Annotated in this window: 14 protein-coding genes; 9 read left to right on the top strand and 5 right to left on the bottom strand. The window is 60.7% G+C overall.

From position 1 onward, the window contains the following. Window positions 1-29 precede the first annotated feature (29 nt). Entirely contained in the window at window positions 30-3,419 is a 3,390-nt protein-coding gene (locus ACXAIC_RS04170; protein WP_475173954.1) for an error-prone DNA polymerase, read from the top strand. A 184-nt stretch (window positions 3,420-3,603) separates the two neighbouring features. Here the strand turns inward: ACXAIC_RS04170 and ACXAIC_RS04175 are convergent, their stop codons facing one another. Together ACXAIC_RS04175 and ACXAIC_RS04180 are read right to left on the bottom strand one after the other, a co-directional pair. After that, window positions 3,604-4,662: a hypothetical protein gene (locus ACXAIC_RS04175; protein ID WP_475173955.1), complete on the bottom strand. Its 1,059-nt coding sequence runs from the start codon at window positions 4,660-4,662 to the stop codon at window positions 3,604-3,606. A gap of 382 nt (window positions 4,663-5,044) precedes the next feature. Continuing rightward, window positions 5,045-6,736, bottom strand: a complete 1,692-nt coding sequence (locus ACXAIC_RS04180; RefSeq protein WP_475173957.1) for a methyl-accepting chemotaxis protein — start codon at window positions 6,734-6,736, stop codon at window positions 5,045-5,047. 845 nt (window positions 6,737-7,581) lie between these two features. On the opposite strand from ACXAIC_RS04180, the gene ACXAIC_RS04185 reads away from it, so the two are divergent. From ACXAIC_RS04185 to ACXAIC_RS04195, 3 genes are all read left to right on the top strand, one after another. Then, a complete protein-coding gene (locus ACXAIC_RS04185) occupies window positions 7,582-8,070 on the top strand; it encodes a twin-arginine translocation pathway signal (protein WP_475173959.1) in 489 nt (162 codons plus the stop codon). An 8-nt stretch (window positions 8,071-8,078) separates the two neighbouring features. Next, the gene (locus ACXAIC_RS04190; protein WP_475173960.1) at window positions 8,079-8,711 is read left to right on the top strand and encodes a ferric reductase-like transmembrane domain-containing protein; all 633 of its coding nucleotides are present in this window, start codon (window positions 8,079-8,081) and stop codon (window positions 8,709-8,711) included. A gap of 159 nt (window positions 8,712-8,870) precedes the next feature. Beyond that, window positions 8,871-9,329 carry a DUF302 domain-containing protein gene (locus tag ACXAIC_RS04195; protein ID WP_475173962.1) on the top strand — a complete coding sequence of 153 codons (459 nt, stop codon included), beginning with the start codon at window positions 8,871-8,873 and terminating at the stop codon, window positions 9,327-9,329. Between the two features lie 34 nt (window positions 9,330-9,363). Here the strand turns inward: ACXAIC_RS04195 and hmuQ are convergent, their stop codons facing one another. Both hmuQ and uxuA read right to left on the bottom strand, forming a co-directional pair. Next, on the bottom strand, window positions 9,364-9,678 hold the full coding sequence (hmuQ, locus tag ACXAIC_RS04200) for a heme-degrading protein HmuQ (protein WP_475173964.1): 315 nt from the start codon (window positions 9,676-9,678) through the stop codon (window positions 9,364-9,366). 183 nt (window positions 9,679-9,861) lie between these two features. Continuing rightward, window positions 9,862-11,079 carry a mannonate dehydratase gene (gene uxuA, locus ACXAIC_RS04205; RefSeq protein ID WP_475173965.1) on the bottom strand — a complete coding sequence of 406 codons (1,218 nt, stop codon included), beginning with the start codon at window positions 11,077-11,079 and terminating at the stop codon, window positions 9,862-9,864. A gap of 143 nt (window positions 11,080-11,222) precedes the next feature. Here uxuA and ACXAIC_RS04210 point away from each other — a divergent pair, with 143 nt between their 5' ends. The 5 genes from ACXAIC_RS04210 to ACXAIC_RS04230 all read left to right on the top strand — a co-directional run bounded on the left by ACXAIC_RS04210 (window position 11,223) and on the right by ACXAIC_RS04230 (window position 15,857). Continuing rightward, window positions 11,223-11,945: a GntR family transcriptional regulator gene (locus tag ACXAIC_RS04210; RefSeq protein ID WP_475173968.1), complete on the top strand. Its 723-nt coding sequence runs from the start codon at window positions 11,223-11,225 to the stop codon at window positions 11,943-11,945. Between the two features lie 12 nt (window positions 11,946-11,957). Beyond that, window positions 11,958-12,935, top strand: a complete 978-nt coding sequence (locus tag ACXAIC_RS04215) for a TRAP transporter substrate-binding protein (RefSeq protein ID WP_475173971.1) — start codon at window positions 11,958-11,960, stop codon at window positions 12,933-12,935. Window positions 12,936-12,997: 62 nt separating this feature from the next. Then, window positions 12,998-13,513: a TRAP transporter small permease gene (locus ACXAIC_RS04220; RefSeq protein ID WP_475173972.1), complete on the top strand. Its 516-nt coding sequence runs from the start codon at window positions 12,998-13,000 to the stop codon at window positions 13,511-13,513. Window positions 13,514-13,515: 2 nt separating this feature from the next. Continuing rightward, window positions 13,516-14,793 carry a TRAP transporter large permease gene (locus ACXAIC_RS04225; protein ID WP_475173974.1) on the top strand — a complete coding sequence of 426 codons (1,278 nt, stop codon included), beginning with the start codon at window positions 13,516-13,518 and terminating at the stop codon, window positions 14,791-14,793. Window positions 14,794-14,801: 8 nt separating this feature from the next. Then, window positions 14,802-15,857 carry an L-idonate 5-dehydrogenase gene (locus ACXAIC_RS04230; RefSeq protein ID WP_475173975.1) on the top strand — a complete coding sequence of 352 codons (1,056 nt, stop codon included), beginning with the start codon at window positions 14,802-14,804 and terminating at the stop codon, window positions 15,855-15,857. 137 nt (window positions 15,858-15,994) lie between these two features. Here the strand turns inward: ACXAIC_RS04230 and ACXAIC_RS04235 are convergent, their stop codons facing one another. Continuing rightward, a complete protein-coding gene (locus ACXAIC_RS04235; RefSeq protein ID WP_475173977.1) occupies window positions 15,995-16,891 on the bottom strand; it encodes a helix-turn-helix domain-containing protein in 897 nt (298 codons plus the stop codon). Window positions 16,892-16,931: the final 40 nt, after the last annotated feature.

Here is a 16,931-nt window from a genome sequence, read left to right on the forward strand (position 1 = left end):
CACTCTGAAGGGACACGGGAGACGCGCCAATGACCTCCCATGTGTTTCCGGACGGGCAGCATTGGGACAGCCCGCCCTATGCGGAACTGTGCGTGACCTCCAATTTCACCTTTCTGCGCGGCGCCTCCCATCCCGAAGAACTGGTAACCCGGGCCGCCACGCTTGGACTGGCGGCCATTGCGATCACCGACTGGAATTCCCTTGCCGGGGTTGTCAGGGCCTATTCCGCCCTGAAGGAACTCAAGCGGGCCGCCCGGGACGGCGGCGTGTGCGTACGCTCTCACATGCGGATCGATCCGTCCTCCCGGCAACCGGACGGCCCAGCACAGCCCCTGCCCGCGCCACCTGCCCTGAAGCTGCCCCGGCTGATCACCGGCACCCGGCTGGTGCTGACCGACAGTCCGGTTGACTTCATCGCCCTGCCGACGGACAGACCCGCCTATGAGCGCCTCAGCCAGCTGCTGACCCTTGGCAAGCGGCGGGCGGAAAAGGGCGGCTGCGATCTGGCCTTCGAAGACCTTTTGAATTTCTGCAACGGCCTGATCTTCATCGCCCTGCCCCAGGTCTCCTCCACCCGGGACGGAATTTGTAAGACGGCTAAATATCATATCCACACCCTCCGCCAGGAGGCCCCCGGCCATGTCTTTCTAGGGGCTGCGCCGCGTTATGACGGCACCGACCAGGCCTGGTTCCGGACCTGCGCCAGAACCGCCCATATACTGGCCACCCCCATGGTCGCGGTCGGCGATGTGCTGATGCACCAGGGCGGACGGCGGCGGCTGGCCGATGTTTTGACCTGCCTGCGGGAAGGCTGCACCATTGACGGGATCGGCACCCGCGCCCTGCCCAATGGCGAACGGCGGCTGAAACCGGCCAACGACATGGCCCGCCTCTACCGCGACCATCCGGCCGCCCTCCGGCGTACGGCCGAGATTGCAACCCGTTGCAGTTTCGACCTGTCTGAACTGTCCTATGAATATCCGGACGAAATCACCAGCGGGGAACCGCCCCAGGAGCGTCTGGAGCGGTTGACCTTCGAGGGTCTTGAACGGCGCTATCCGGCCGGGGTGCCTGTTCACGCCCAGCAGCTGGCCCAGAAAGAGCTGACGCTAATCCGCAAACTCGCCTTCGCCGCCTATTTCCTGACCGTTCACGACATCATCCGCTTTGCCCGCAGCCGCAACATCCTGTGCCAGGGGCGCGGCTCGGCCGCCAATTCCATCATCTGCTATGCACTCGGCATCACCGATGTGGGGCCTGAAACCATCACTATGGTGTCCGAGCGCTTCATTTCCGAGCACCGGGGCGAGCCGCCCGATATCGATGTGGATTTCGAACATGAACGGCGCGAAGAGGTGATCCAGTATGTCTATGGCAAATACGGCCGCCACCGGGCCGGGCTCTGCGCCACGGTGATCCATTTCCGCAGCCGCGCCGCCATCCGCGAGGTCGGCAAGGTGATGGGGCTGAGCGGGGATATGACCGCCGCCTTGTCCGGCCAGATCTGGGGCAGTTCCAACAGCGGGCCGGAAGAGGCCCGGATGAAGGAACTGGGGCTGGACCTTGCCCATCCGAGGGTCGCCCAGACCATCGAGCTGATCCGGGAGATCATCGGCTTCCCGCGCCATCTCAGCCAGCATGTGGGCGGCTTCGTGATCACGCAAGGCCGGCTGGATGCCCTGTGCCCGATCGAGAATGCGGCCATGGAAAACCGCACGGTGATCGAATGGGACAAGGATGATATCGACGCGCTCGGCATCTTGAAGGTCGACATGCTCAGTCTCGGCATGCTGACCTGCCTGCGCAAATGTTTCGGCCTGATCGAAACCCACCACGGCAAGCAACTGACCCTTGCCAGCGTGCCCCAGCAGGACACGCCCACCTATGACATGCTGTGCCGGGCCGATGCCATCGGCGTCTTTCAGGTGGAAAGCCGGGCGCAGATGAACTTTCTGCCGCGCATGCGCCCGCGTGAATTTTACGATCTCGTCATTGAAGTTGCCATCGTGCGCCCCGGCCCGATCCAGGGCGGCATGGTCCATCCCTATATCAACCGCCGCCAGGGCAAGGAGCCGGTCTCCTTTCCCTCAAAGGATCTGGAGGACGTACTTGGCAAGACCCTCGGCGTGCCGCTGTTTCAGGAACAGGCCATGCAGATCGCCGTTGTCGCCGCCGGGTTCACCCCGTCGGAGGCAGACAAGCTGCGCCGCTCCATGGCCACCTTCCGGCGCATGGGCACCATCGGCCAGCTGCGCGAGAAATTCATCTCCGGCATGACTGCGCGCGGCTATGAACAGAGCTTTGCCGAAAGCTGTTTCAGCCAGATCGAGGGCTTTGGCGAATACGGCTTTCCGGAAAGCCATGCGGCAGCCTTTGCCATGCTGGCCTATGTCTCGGCCTATCTGAAATGCCACTTCCCGGCCGAGTTTGCCTGCGCCCTGCTCAATGCCCAGCCGATGGGCTTTTACGCCCCGGCCCAGATCGTGCGCGATGCCCGCGAGCACCAGGTGGAGGTCCGCCCGGTCTGCGTCAACACCAGTCAGTGGGATTGCACCTTGGAGCGGCGCAGCGACGGCGCACTGGCCCTGCGGCTCGGGTTCCGCCAGATCAAGGGCCTGAAGGAGGAGGATGCCGACTGGCTCGTGGCCGCCCGCGGCAACGGCTATCCGGACCCGGAAACCCTGTGGCTCAGAACCGGCGTGGCGCCTGCGACCCTGGAACGGCTGGCCGAGGCAGATGCCTTTGCCGGCATGGGTCTCAGCCGCCGGGACGCCCTGTGGCAGGTCAAGACGATCCGCAGCCCAAAACCGCTGCCGCTCTTCAACGACCCGATTGACGGTGAAGCCATCTTTGAGCCGGATGTGCTTTTGCCCGCCATGCATCTGGGCCAGGAAGTGGTGGAGGATTATCTTGCCACCCGCCTGACCCTGCGCGCCCATCCGATGGAACTGCTGCGCCCGCACCTTCCCGGCCTCACCCCCCATGACCGGCTGTCCCGGCTGACGCCCGCCCAGGCACGGCGCGTCAGCGTGGCCGGGCTCGTCATCACCCGCCAGCGCCCGGGCACCGCCTCAGGGGTCATCTTCCTGACCCTTGAAGACGAGACCGGGGTCAGCAATGTGGTTGTCTGGCCGAAGCTTTATGAACGCTACCGCGCGGCCGTGATTGGCGGGCGGCTGTTGAAAGTCACCGGGCGCCTGGAGCGCGAGGGCATGGTCGTTCATCTCATCGCCGACCATATCGAGGACCGCTCCCGGGACCTTGCCCTTTTGGGCCACCCCAATGATGAGGTTCTGGGCCAGATGTCCCCCAAGGCCGACGAAGTGCCGCACCACCTGAAATCTTCTGCCCCCCGGCCAAGGGCCATGCACCCGCGCGAGCAGGCCAAGCGGCTGTTTCCAAGCCGTGACTTTCATTAAGGAGATACCCTATGGACCTTGCGCCCCGCCTCTTCGCTCTAATATCAAGCGCAATTGATCCTGACCTAACTAACCGCGCTTTGAGGGGCTTCGGCCAGGAGCGCATCGCAGGCCAATGCGGGGTATCGGGCCAGGCGTGCGACAACGTCCGAAGTCCCTCCGAGTGCGGTCAGATAGCGCATGATCAACCGTGCTTGGTATGGATCAGCAACACCTGAAAGGCACGGCGGCCTGTGAGCAGGGCCAGGCCGCTGCACAGCAGCAGCGCACCGGCGGGCAAGGGAATCTCGGACACCGGACCCGGCGCATATTCGACAAAATTGGCCTGGGAAAACGCGGTTTCCATTTGAACGGCCTGACCGGGGTCGATGAACAGCAGGAAAACAACCCGGTGGAAGAGGCTGAAGCTGGCCTCGGTGAAACCACCATCCCCAAGGGCAGTGGCACTGGCGGAGAACAGCAGTCCCATGATGCCGGAACCGGAATGAAACGTATCCGCTGTCACGGAGGCCCCGTCGCCGATCTCCGTCACCTGGGAGGTATCTTCGGTGACGACGGTTGTCAGATTGCCATCGGACACGCCGGAAAAAAGGACGCTTTGCGTTGTGCTGGCCCGGGCAAACCCGTCCTCCCCGGAATACCGGGCCAGAAGGTCCACGTCGATCTCGGTCACAAACTGAAGCGCCAGTTGCGCATCACTGGTGTTTTCATACGTTGTCACACGCGAGATACCGTAAGTCGACCCGGCCTCTGCAGCCGCCGGGGAGGACGTGATCCGCAGCTGGGCCAGCCCGTCGCGGTCCGTCTGCTGCTGTCCAATGGCAAAACTGGTCACGTCGGCACCCTGATCCTGCGAAATGGTGTTTTCAATGTTGGCCTGGGCATCTGCAAATTCGGTTGGATCAGCACGGTTGACCCGCAAACGGCGGGTGCTGACAAAGGGGACCAGCGGCTCGCAGGAGGCACAGCCGACCTGAACCGTGTTCTGATCGATCGCGGTGACCGCGCCCGGGTCCTCAATCTGGCTGCCGATGGAGATGTTGAAGGCCGGCCCGCCGGTGCTAACGGACATCCCTGCCGGAGAGGCGCCAACCACCAGAGGCCCCGGCACCGGGTCCGTGGCAACCGAAACAAACCTGTAATCCATCTGAAGAAAGCTGACCGCATCCACAGGAGCAGCCTGGGCAAGGGACGGAGCGCCCAAGGTAAAAACGGCGAGGGCTGAAAACAGAAATTTCGTCATAAATAGCTCCCAAACACATTCGGCCTGTGTTCAAGGGGCTCTGTGGCCAGAAACTTGGCCACGCTCCTGAACCAGGGCAGCGCGGGCGTGTCACAGAGTTTGAAACAGCGGCAACGGAGCCCAGCCGTCAGAACCGGTACTTTCCGGTCTCAAACCCCGTTGCTGACAGGCCACTCCCATCCAAAACGGACTGTCAGTCAGACTAGGCACGGCTCCTTTCTAAGGCCATGAGTGTGTCTACCCAATTTTGGGACACCCCCTACTCAGAATTCGCGGAGAAAAAAGCCCCTCCGTCCGCGCAGAAAAAACAGCCTATGAAACGGAAAGACCCGCCCAAGTCCGGGCGGGTCTCTTCAAATTGTCCTGGTTTGCTGTGCCTTGGTCAGGCGGCAGACCGGGCGCGGACTTCGCCGAGGAACGCGCCAACCTGATCGCGCAGCATGGCGGCGTTATCTTCCAGCTGGCGCGCGGAAGCATCAACCTTTTCCGCCGTATCACGGGTGTTTTCAGCAGCTGTTGCCACGCTTTCAATATTGGTGGTCACGTCCACCGTGCTGCGCGAAGCTTCCGTTGCATTGGCCGCGATCTCCTGAGTTGCCGCGCCCTGCTCTTCCACCGATGAAGCAATGGACGACGCAATCTCGTTCATGTTGTTGATGATTTCCGTCACCGAGGAAATTGCACTGGCCGCGTGGCTGGTCTCTTCCTGAATTGCGCTGATCTGGCTTGAGATCTCTTCCGTTGCCTTGGAGGTCTGGGTCGCCAGGTCCTTGACTTCAGCCGCCACAACCGCGAAGCCCTTGCCGGCCTCACCTGCCCTGGCAGCCTCGATTGTGGCATTGAGAGCCAGCAGGTTGGTCTGTTCGGCAATTGCCTGGATCAGCGTCACCACTTCACCGATGCGGGTTGCGGCTTCGGACAATCCGTTCATGCGCTCATTGGTGGCTTCCGCCTCGCCTGAGGCCTTGGCCGCAATGTCGCTGGAGCTCTGAACCTGACGGCGGATCTCGCTGACAGAGGCCGACAATTCTTCAGCAGCCGCTGCGACCATCTCCACATTGCTGGCCGCCTGGGATGAGGCGCTGGAGACCAGACCGCTCTGCTCCGTGGTCTGCGCTGCCACCCCGGTCATGTCCGCAGAAGAGGCCTGCAGGTTCTGCACCGACGCATCAATGATGCCCATCATGTCCATAATCTGGCGGTCGAACTCGCTGCTGAGTTGCTGGATTTCGGCACCTTTGCGGGCGGCCTCTTCCTGACTCTCCGCCTGCCGCTCTTCCAAAGCGCGGCGCTTGTGCTCATTCTTGACAAAGACCTCCATCGCTGCCGCCATCTGGCCGATCTCATCTCCCCGGTCGGCATCGTCAATCCGGATATCGGCCTCGCCATCCGCCAGACGGCTCATATTCAAGGTCAGGGCTTTGAGAGGTTTAACCAGGCTAGAGATTGCCAAAAACGCGATCGACCCGGCCACAAGAGCCCCGATCACGGTCAGGGCAATGATCATGACCGCCTGGCTCCAATAGGCTGCCTCAAGATCATCGATATAAACGCCTGTGCCGATCATCCATTGCCAAGGTGCAAAGCCGGTCGCATAGCCCCATTTTTGGATCGGAGTGTCGTCTCCCGGGCGTGGCCACAAATACTGCAGATTGCCGCCGCCGGCTTTGGCAAGTTTAACCAGCTCGGGAATGATCTGAACACCATTTGCATCCTTCAGACCGGACAGGTCCTTCCCGATCAGGCTCGCCTTGGCGTGGGACACGGTGATGGACTCGTTGTTGAAGACGAAGACATAGTTTTCGCCATTCTCATAGCGCATGGCGGAAATGGCCTTGACCGCGCGGCTTTGCGCTTCCTGGCGGGTCAGCGTACCGGCCTGTTCCATTTCATAATAGCTCACGGCAATCATCTTTGCCGTGTTTGAAATGTCTTCGATTTTCACCAGACGTTCTTTCAACATCGCACTTTTGAGCGAGCTTAGAGAAAGGCCTGCCAACGCGATTGTGAAGACAGTAATGACGAAAACAGGGGTGCAGATTTTCCAAGCCAAAGGCCAACGCGCGAAAGACATATTTCGTGATCCTCATCGCTAATTTTGACCCTATGACAACAGATTCCAATTACAAAATATTTAATTCAAAAAATAAAAAAATCGCATTTCTACTTATATAGTAATTTTTACAATGTTTACAACAACATAAAGTTGATAGGTTTTTCTATTCCTTTCGGTGGATCAGCGATTTTCACTTGCGTAAATTCATCTTTTTAAGCTTTTCAACCCTTGAAACCAAATCCCGCACTCCAGCTGCGAAGGGCAACATGCCCTAAAGAAACCCAACCCGATCCATGCGGAGCGGCTTCAGCAATGACCGTTACGGACCCCTCGACAGCTCCTCGGGTCTCGGCCATACGCTAGAACATCGGGCGATAAGTCTGCACGATTTGACCGGATCTGCTTTGCCCGCTGACATCGCTGGATCGCACTTATGACGGGAATCTTGGTGCAAACGTGCGGCAATGTCCGAAGCCCCACCAAGTGCGGCCTCCGGAGACCTATTTCCACCCAACGGACATGGCATCAGCTTGCAACAAAATCAAAACAAACCAAGATCGATGTGCATTATTCCAAAAAAATGGCATGCAACGAGTTCTCACATTTCTTTCTACAATCTGTTTTTCAATTTTTTCGACGAAGCGAAGCACACCTCCAAGCCGCATCTGGATGCAGGCTGACACCTCTCATGCCTCTCCCCTTTTTCTCACGCAAGCGTGAGCCATGTCTTGTCAATCACATGCAGCACCCTCTCGGAATTGCCACCAAGTGCCCTATACTCTGCATCTGAAAGCTGGGCGATCCGCCCTCAAGATCCCCCGGCTCCTTGACCCGGCTCCGATTGCAGGACAGGAGACAGCGATATGACGCGTGCCCCTTTCACCCGGCGAACCCTTCTTGCGGCCTGTGGGGCAGCTCTCGCAGCCGGTTCTTCGGGGCTGCTTGTACCTGCAAGCGCACAGGGCCTGGCCCCGACCCGCTCCATGCGGGGCGGCTCCAACAATTACCGGCCCGGTGCCCCGCTTGTGGACCGGATCGGAGGCGGGGGCTTCTGGATGTCCGGCACGGTCCGCCGGGCTGGAGACGGCGCGCCACTGGCTGGCCAGCGCATCCAGATCTGGGCCCATACAACAGAAGGGCACGAGCGGGATCCGCACAGCCATGGGGCAACTCTGACCGACGAAAACGGGGTGTTCCGTCTCGAGATGCCGCAGATCGTGCCTGCCTTCGGCCAGCCTCACGGACATCTGGCCTATGACAGTGGCGACTTTGAAACCGTGTTCCTGAGGCCGGTCATGTCAAGCGCCAGGGACAAGCGCCTGGAAGCCCACTTTGTCTTGCTGCCCGCCTGACCTTCAAAGTGCTGCCAATACGAGCTGTCCTCATCTGGGTTCTGGTTGCAGCGGCCTTGGCCATGCCAACGCTGGCGGCCGGGCTCAGTCCGCTCTTGGCCTGGCGCGAACCGGTCTATATCGCCGCAGGATTTGCCGGGATTGCCGCCCTCGCACTGCTCTTTATGCAGCCGCTTCTGGCCACCGGCGCCTTGCCAGGCCTGGCTGGTACACGCGGGCGGCGGCTGCACCGCTGGGGCGGTATGCTGCTGATTGTGGCGGTTGTCCTGCATGTGGCCGGGCTTTGGATCACCAGCCCGCCGGACGTGCTCGACGCGCTTTTGTTCCGCTCCCCAACCCCTTTTTCCGCGTGGGGTGTTGTCGCCATGTGGGCGGTGTTTGGCGCTGCGCTTCTGGCCGCAGTCCGGCGGAAGCTAAAACTGTCCCCTCGCCTGTGGCGCAGGGCGCATCTGGGGCTGGCGCTTGTTTGTGTGGCCGGAACCGTGGCCCACGCCTTGTTGATCGAGGGAACAATGGAGCCGGTCACCAAAGTGCTGCTTTGCCTGCTGGCCCTCGGGGCAAGCCTGATCGTCGCGGCAGGCAGGATATGGGCCCGGCCTTCACCAAGACGAAGGGACCGCAGCAGACGCATCCCGCACTAGCATTTAGATGCAAGGCAGTCGCAACATTGCCGGAGCAATCGGGTGACCACCATCTGCCGGACTTTGTCCAAATCCAGCCGCTCCGCAAACTGTGATTGGCATTGCTGGCTGCCGCACAGGAGACTGCGGTCCTTCTTTCTTAATTGCCTGGAGGATCTTATGTTGCGTCTTGTCCCGCTAACTGCCTTGGCAGCCCCCCTCGTCCTGTCTCTCACCGCCGTTACGGCCACACAGGCCGACCCCGTGCGGGTATCCAGTCCGCATTCGGTGTCCGAGACCGCCGACAATCTTGTCGCCGCCGTTGAGGCGGCCGGGGCCAAAGTGTTTGCCCGGGTCGACCATGCGGGCGGCGGCAAGAGCATCGGCATGGAGATCCCGGCCAATGAGCTGATCATGTTCGGAAATCCGAACCTAGGAACACCGGTCATCCGCGATGCGCCCGAGGCAGGGCTTGATTTGCCGATCCGCGTGGCGGTCATCGAGACGGTGGACGGCACAGTGCTCGTCTATCATGATCCGGCGGATCTGGCGGCAGTCCATGGGCTGGCGGCCGACCATCCGAGCATTGCCAAAATGACCGGTGCCTTGAAAGCCCTGACCAAAAAGGCAGCGCAGTAACGCGCTGCCTTTGCAAATCCGGTCCGGATTTGCCTCACGCCGTCAGGACGGATTGAAACCCTTCAAAGCGGGGATGACCGGCATACATATGGCCGTTATTGCCCGCATTCTTATGGGCATCGTGAAACTGTTCAGAATTGGTCCAGTTGACGAAATCACCCTGACCGCTCCAAACGGTGTGGGTGGCGTAAAGGGTGGTGCCGGTTTCCTCGTCAACCGGGCCCTTCAACAGATGGAAGGTCTGAAAGCCCGGCATTTCGGCAAGGCGGGTCTCCCGCTCGCGCCAGACTGCCTCAAACTCTTCCTCATGGCCTTTCAATATGGAAAACCGGTTCATTGCCAGATACATACGCAGCTCCAGATGTCGATGATCAAGATAGATACAATCTTTTGGTGTGCGCGCAACCTGAATTATTTTCTCAAGTTTATCAAGCCATTTGATCGCGGTAACTGACTGCCCTATTTTCACGCTGTGTCCGGCACAGAAAGACAGGCCCCACCGGCCGGAAAAGACCCGGCGGCCATGCCCCGGTCAAGCGCCGGCAACCTGTCTGGAATGGGTCAGTCCGGCGATCACCCCGCGCAATTCCGCAAGCCCTTTCAGGCGGCCAATGGCCGGATAGCCCGGCTGCGCCTTGCGCTTCAGATCATCCAGAATGTCTTGACCATGATCCGGACGGAACGGAATGGACCAGTCCGCGCGCCCGGCCGCCTTGCGGTCCTGTTCCTCGTCCAGCACCGCTGCAATCAGTGCAGCCATATCGACGCCACCGTCCAGATGTTCCGATTCATGGAACGAACCGAAGAGCTGATCATGCTCCCGCGCCACATTGCGCAAATGCAGGAAATGCACGTGAGAGCCTAACCGGCGCATCATGCCGGGCAGATCATTGTCGGCCCGCGCGCCAAGAGACCCGGAGCAGAGCGTGATGCCATTGGCTGAAAGATCGACGGCCTTCACCAGACGGGCGTAGTCCGCCTCTGTCGACATGATGCGCGGCAACCCCAGCAGGCGGTAGGGCGGATCATCCGGATGGCAGCACAAGCGCAGGCCCAAAGACTGCGCATGGGGGGCCACCTGTTCCAGAAAATCGGCCTGATGGCGGCGTAAGGCTTCCTCGCCAAAGGGCTGATAGGCGTCCAGGTGCCGGCGGATATCGTCCAGGGTCAGCCGGTCATTGCCGCCCGGCAGACCGCAGATGATATTGTCGACCAGCGCCCTCTTGAACGCGTCATCCGTCTCGGCGAAACGCCTGCGGGCCGCCTCAACCACGTCTTCGGGAAAGTCTGCTTCCGCGCCGGACCGCTTCAGGATGAAGAGATCGAACATGGCAAAATCGATCAGATCGAAGCGCATGCAGGTGGCCCCGGTCGGCACCTGATAGGCAAGATCGGTGCGGGTCCAGTCGAGCAGCGGCATGAAATTGTAGCAGATGACCTTGATCCCGGCCGCCGCCAGATTGGACAGGCTGGCCCTATAAGCCGCAACGTGGTCCTTCCAGGCCCCGGTCTGGCGCTTGATGTCTTCCGAGACAGGCAGGCTTTCCGCCACATCCCAAGTCAGAGGCGTCAGCAAATGCCCGGAGCCGGCGCGTATAAGCTCCTGACGGGCCGCGATCTCCTCAGGCATCCAGACGTCACCAGGGGCCACGTGGTGCAGGGCTGTCACAACGCCCTTTGCCCCGGCCTGGGCCACATCGCTTAGTCCCACAAGGTCCGACGGGCCGAACCACCTCCAAGTCTCATGCACCTGACGTTCCTCCAAGTCTGCCGTCCGGTGTCTACCTGTTGCACCGGTCTTTCGAACAGTCTTTGAAGGGTTGCAGAGCGCTTGTCAAATTTTTGTTGACTAGTATGGCAGTTGCGCAGATAACGATCCTGGGAGGACAGCTCGTGCAAAACGATGTCGTAACTGAAACCGGTCTTGATGAAACGGCCGCAATCGCACCGCAACTGCGGCGTTTGCTGCGCGACCGTATTGTCAAGAACAACCTCCCACCGGGCAGCAAGCTGTCCGAGGCAGAGATCGCCAAGAGCTACGGCATCAGCCGGCAACCAGTTCGCGAAGCCTTCATCAAACTTGCGGAGGAAGGCCTGATACTCATCCGGCCCCAGCGCAGCACGCTGGTCACCCGGATCGACTATCCGACCGTTCTGCAATCGCGATTCGTGCGCGAAGCGGTCGAGGCGGATATCGTCCGGCTGCTTGCAGTAGATCCGGATCCGGCCCTGGTGCGCGAATTGCGCCAGCAATTGCAGAACCAGATCAGGATCAAGGCCTCGCCTCCCGAGTTCATCAACGAGGATGAACGTTTCCACCGCACCCTTGCGGAGGCGGCGGGCAAGGAGGTTGCGTTTCAGTTTGTGGAAGGGCTGAAAAGCCAGATGGACCGCGTCCGGTTCCTGAGCTTCGAGCTGTTCCCGATTGACACGCTGATCGAGCAGCACATCGCGATCATCGACCAGATCGAAGCGGCAAACCCGGACAAGGCGTCCGGGGCCATGCGCGGACACCTGAACGAGATCCTCAAGACTCTGCCGCAGATTATTCAGAAGAACCGGGGGTATTTCGACCGCAGCGAGGATCTGTCGGCGGAAGCCTCATCAAAACCCTAGGGAGTGACAACTATGGCATATGGATTGAAGACACTTCTGGCCGCCTGTTTCGCCACGCATTTTGCGATGGGCGCGGCAGCCGCGCAGGAGACAACCCTGAAGCTGGGCCACCTGGCCAATGAACAGAATGCCTGGCACAAGGCCGCCGTCAAATTCGGTGAGGAGCTGTCGGCCCTGACCGATGGGCGCATCGCGGTCGAGATCTATCCGAACGAATCCCTCGGCAAGGAAATCGATCTGATCAACGGCATGCAGCTTGGCACCGTCGACATGACAATCACAGGGGAAAGCCTGCAGAACTGGGCGCCGATGGCCGCCCTGCTCGCCGTCCCTTACGCCTATTCCTCCACCGAACACATGGACGAAGTGGCCGGCGGTGAGATCGGCGACCAGATCGAAGCCCAGATCATCGAAAAGGCCCGGATCCGCCCGATTGCCTATTTTGCCCGCGGGCCCCGCAACCTGACTTCCAACCGGGCGATCACCGCGCCGGATCAGCTGGAAGGGCTGAAGCTGCGGGTGCCGAATGTGCCGCTCTTTGTGGATGTGTGGAAGTCGCTTGGCGCGGCCCCGACCCCGATGGCCTTTTCGGAAGTGTTCACCAGCCTGCAGAACGGCACCATTGATGCCCAGGAAAATCCGCTGGCGCTGATCCGCTCCGCGAATTTCAACGAGGTGCAGTCCCATGTGAACCTGACCCAGCATGTGCGGTCCTGGATCTATCTGACGATTGCCGAAGCCACCTGGCAGTCGCTGAGCGAAGACGATCAGGCCAGCGTTCTGGAAGCCGCCAAGCGGGCCCAAGCCTATGAGCGCGGTCTACTGGAGGCCAGCCTGGCCGAAGACCGGGCGTATCTGGAAGGAAAGGGCATGACATTCGTGGAGGTTGACGGTGCAGCCTATGCCGCAGCTGCCAAGGATGCGGTTCTGGCCAATGTGAATGACGAGATCAAGCCCATCGTGGAACAACTCTTCGACAGCCAGAAATAAGATCCTCCCCTGGCCTGCCGCCGGCACAGTCCGTGTGGCAGGCCTTTTTTCCGGACACTCACATGAATGCCGCCCAGAAACTTAGCCATGGTCTCGACAGACTGTGCCGCGCAGGTGTCTTTCTCGCCTTCCTCATCCTGATCGCTGCGGTTCTGACCCAGGTTCTGGGACGCACCTTCGGCAATTCCCCGGTCTGGACTGAAGAACTGACCCGCTTTGCCCTGATCTACATGACCGCGCTTGGGGCAGGCCTTGCCCTGATGACGGGGGATCTGGTGAACGTGGACATTGTCTGCGACCGCCTGCCCGCCCCCTGGCCACGCGTCCTGACAGTCATCGCGTCTCTGGCAACCGCTGGACTGGCCGCGCTGCTCCTCCCCGGTGCCTGGAAATTTGTCGCGATCGGCCAGTTGCAGAAATCCCCGGCCATGGCCGTTCAAATGGACTTTGTGCATTTCAGCGTGTTTCTGCTGTTCGCCCTGCTTCTGGTCTTTGCCCTCTTGCGGGCAGCGCTTGCGGCGTTCAGCCCCGCCCCCCTGGGCTCCGGCCTTTCCCACTCCGACGATACAAAGGGCTGACCATGGACGTCTTGGTACTGTTTGCCGTCTTCATTGGCGCGCTTATTCTGGGCGTTCCCGTTGCAATTGCCCTTGGCCTGTCCTCACTCAGCTATCTTCTTCTGTCCGGGATTCCACTGGTGGTCATCCCCCAGAAAGTCTATGCCGGAATTGACGTCTTCGTGCTGTTGAGCATTCCAGGCTTCATCCTGGCCGGGAACCTGATGAACAATGGCGGCATCACGGAGCGCATCATCCGCTTTGCCAATGCGCTGGTCGGCTGGATCCGCGGCGGGCTGGGCCTGACCAATATCGGCGCCTCCATGCTGTTTGGCGGCATCACCGGAACTGCAGTGGCCGATGCGGCCTCCATTGGCGGCGTGATGATCCCCGGCATGAAAAAGGCCGGGTATCCGGCGGACTTTTCCGCTGCCGTCACAGCGGCCTCCTCCACGGTTGGCCCCATCATCCCACCCAGCGTGCCCATGATCATTGTCGGAGCGCTGAGCGGCATTTCCGTCGGCCAGATGTTCATGGCCGGGGCCATTCCGGGCCTTCTGATGGGCCTTGCCATGATGATCACCTGCTATGTGATTGCCCGCCGCCGCAATTTCCCCCGGGAGCCCTGGCGGGGAACGGGCGAACTCATGCGCGCCTTCACCAGCGCTTTCTGGGCCCTGGCTATGACCGGCCTGATCATTTACGGCCTGCTCAGCGGCATTGCCACGCCAACGGAAACCGCTGTTGTCGCCAGTGTCTACGCCTTTGTGGTCGGCGCCTTTGTCTATCGCGAGCTGCCGCTGAAACAGGTGCCGAAAATCATCGTCGACAGCGCCATTTCCGCCGCCTCCATCCTGACCCTGGTTGGTCTGGCCAACGTGTTCGGCTGGATTCTGGTCTCCGAACGTATCCCCCAGGCGATTGCCGATGCGGTTCTGTCCATAACAGACAACCGTATTCTAGTCATCCTGATCATCAATGTGCTGCTGCTCTTTGTCGGCATGTTCATGGAAACCATCGCCGCCCTGATCATCCTGTTCGTGCCGCTGCTGTCACTGGCCCAGGCGGTTGGCATTGAGCCCCTGCATTTTGCCACCTTTGCTGTCTTGAACCTGATGATCGGCCTGACGACCCCACCGGTCGGCGTTTGCCTGTTCGTCTGTTCCGGCATTGCCGGCCTGCCGCTGACGCCGGTGGTGCGGGCCATTTTCCCCTTCCTTCTCAGCAACCTGATTGTCCTTCTGCTGGTGTCCTTCATTCCGGGACTGGCCACCTGGTTGCCGGGTCTCCTCTTTCAATAGGACCTGACATGACTGTTCGCGCCTGCGTGCTGCACGCCGCCCATGACCTGCGCCTGGAAACCCGTGACGAGCCGGGTACCGGCCCGGGCGAGGTCAAGATCGAAATCCTGGCCGGCGGGATCTGCGGATCGGATTTGCACTATTATCATGATGGCGGCTTCGGACCGATCCGGGTGCGCGAGCCAATCGCCATGGGCCATGAGGCCGCCGGACGGGTGGTGGCCGTTGGCGACGGGGTCACCAGGGTGCAGGAAGGCGCGCTGGTCGCCGTCAATCCCAGCCAGCCCTGTGGCACCTGCAGCTTCTGCCAACGCGGGGAAGAGGTGCATTGCCAGTCCATGCGCTTCATGGGCTCTGCCTACCGCCTGCCCCATGAGCAGGGCCTCTTCCGGGAACGGCTGGTGGTGCCGGAAACGCAGGTCTTTGCGTTTCACAACAAGGTTTCAGTGCGCGAGGCGGCCTGTTCAGAACCGCTTGCCGTCTGCCTGCACGCCCGGAATCAGGCCCCGAACCTGAAGGGCCTGCGTGTGCTCGTCACCGGCGCTGGTCCCATCGGCGCTCTGTGTGTGGCTGTGGCCAGGCAAGCGGAGGCGGGCCGGATTGTTGCGACCGACCTGAAAGACAAGCCCCTTGCAGTTGCCCGCCAGATGGGGGCGGACGAGACCGTGAACCTCAGCACGGACCCGGAAGGACTGGAACGCGACAAGGCGGATAAGGGCCAGTTTGACGTGGTGTTTGAATGTTCGGCCGCCCCGGCCGCCATCCGTGACGCGCTTTTGTGCCTGCGGCCACGTGGCACCATGGTGGCCGTGGGGGTTGCCGGAGACATTCCCGTGCCGCTCAACCTCATCGTCAGCAAGGAAATCAACCTGCGCGGCACCCACCGCTTCCACGAGGAGTTCGCAGCCGCCGTTGACGCCATCGACACGCGCAGCCTCTCCGTTGCCCCGATCATCAGCCCCGCCTTTCCCCTGGAACAGGCGGTGGAAGCCTTCGACTTTGCCAGCGACAAGGGCAATGCGATGAAGGTCCATATCCTCTTCAACGGCCAAACGGCCGACTAGCAAGCCTCTGTTTCTGGTGTGGTTCTCGGGATTGAAATCCGCCAAGGCGCAGGCTGCACACATGAGGCGCATTTCCATTCCACCACACGAGCGGCTGGCCGTTCTGAGAGCATCGTGCGATAAGTCTGCACGATGCTCTAATCCGCCTTGCGCACTTCGCCTGGAGTGACACCGAGTTCCGCTTTCATGCGGCTGGTCATATGGGCCTGGCTGGAAAAGCCTGTGCGGAAGGCCACTTCAGCAAGTGCCAGGGAGGTTTGACGGATCAGGTCACGGGCGCGCTCGACCCGCCGCTTCACAAGATATTTAGATGGCGAAAGACCTAGTTCTGCCTTGAACACCCGGGTGAAATGAAACGGGCTCATGTCAAGGGTCTCGGCCAGGTCCGTCAGTCTCAGGGGCGCACTTATTCGGTCTTCGATAAGCTCCAGAACCGGTTTCATCGTACAGCCTGGTTTGACCCGGCTCAGATGCGCGACATGACCCGATTTTGCGCGGACGGCGCGCAAGATGCCGAGCCCGAGAAGATAGGCTCTGCTATCCATTTCGATTGAGCTTGGCGGATCTCTGCGGTCGGCCGCACGCTGAATATAGGCGGCGGCGTCACTGCCTGCGGCCGCATCAAACAGTGCGAAGAAATCCTCCGGCTCCGCAAGCTGATCCTCTCCCAATTCCTCCGAAATCTCGCACAGGAGACCCTGGGTAAAATAGAAGTGGGCATAGTCGATCACCCCGGCAGATGCAAAAACACCCGCACTGTTCGGCTTTTGCAGGGACAGGGCGCCTTCGCTGGCAATCTCGGCACCTGCATTCATGTCAAGACGGCGCGCCTTCGCCCCGCCGATGTGATAGGTCAGAATATAGTGGTTCACACCGTCAAAGCGGGTGCCAGCCCCCAGGCTGCCCCTGTGCCGGACCGCTGGCATATTCCAGCGCTGCTCGATCCCGAAGATTTGCGGAACCGCGTCGTCGCTCCGGATCCTTCTGTAGACCAGGCAATGTTCCGGTTCAGTTTGAAAGGCGTGTCGGCCCATTGTTTCGTCTCTTCTAACGCTGCGTTTCTCAGCGTTTCAG

The sequence above is a fragment of the Roseibium sp. AWQ4_254 genome (genome assembly GCF_056161025.1).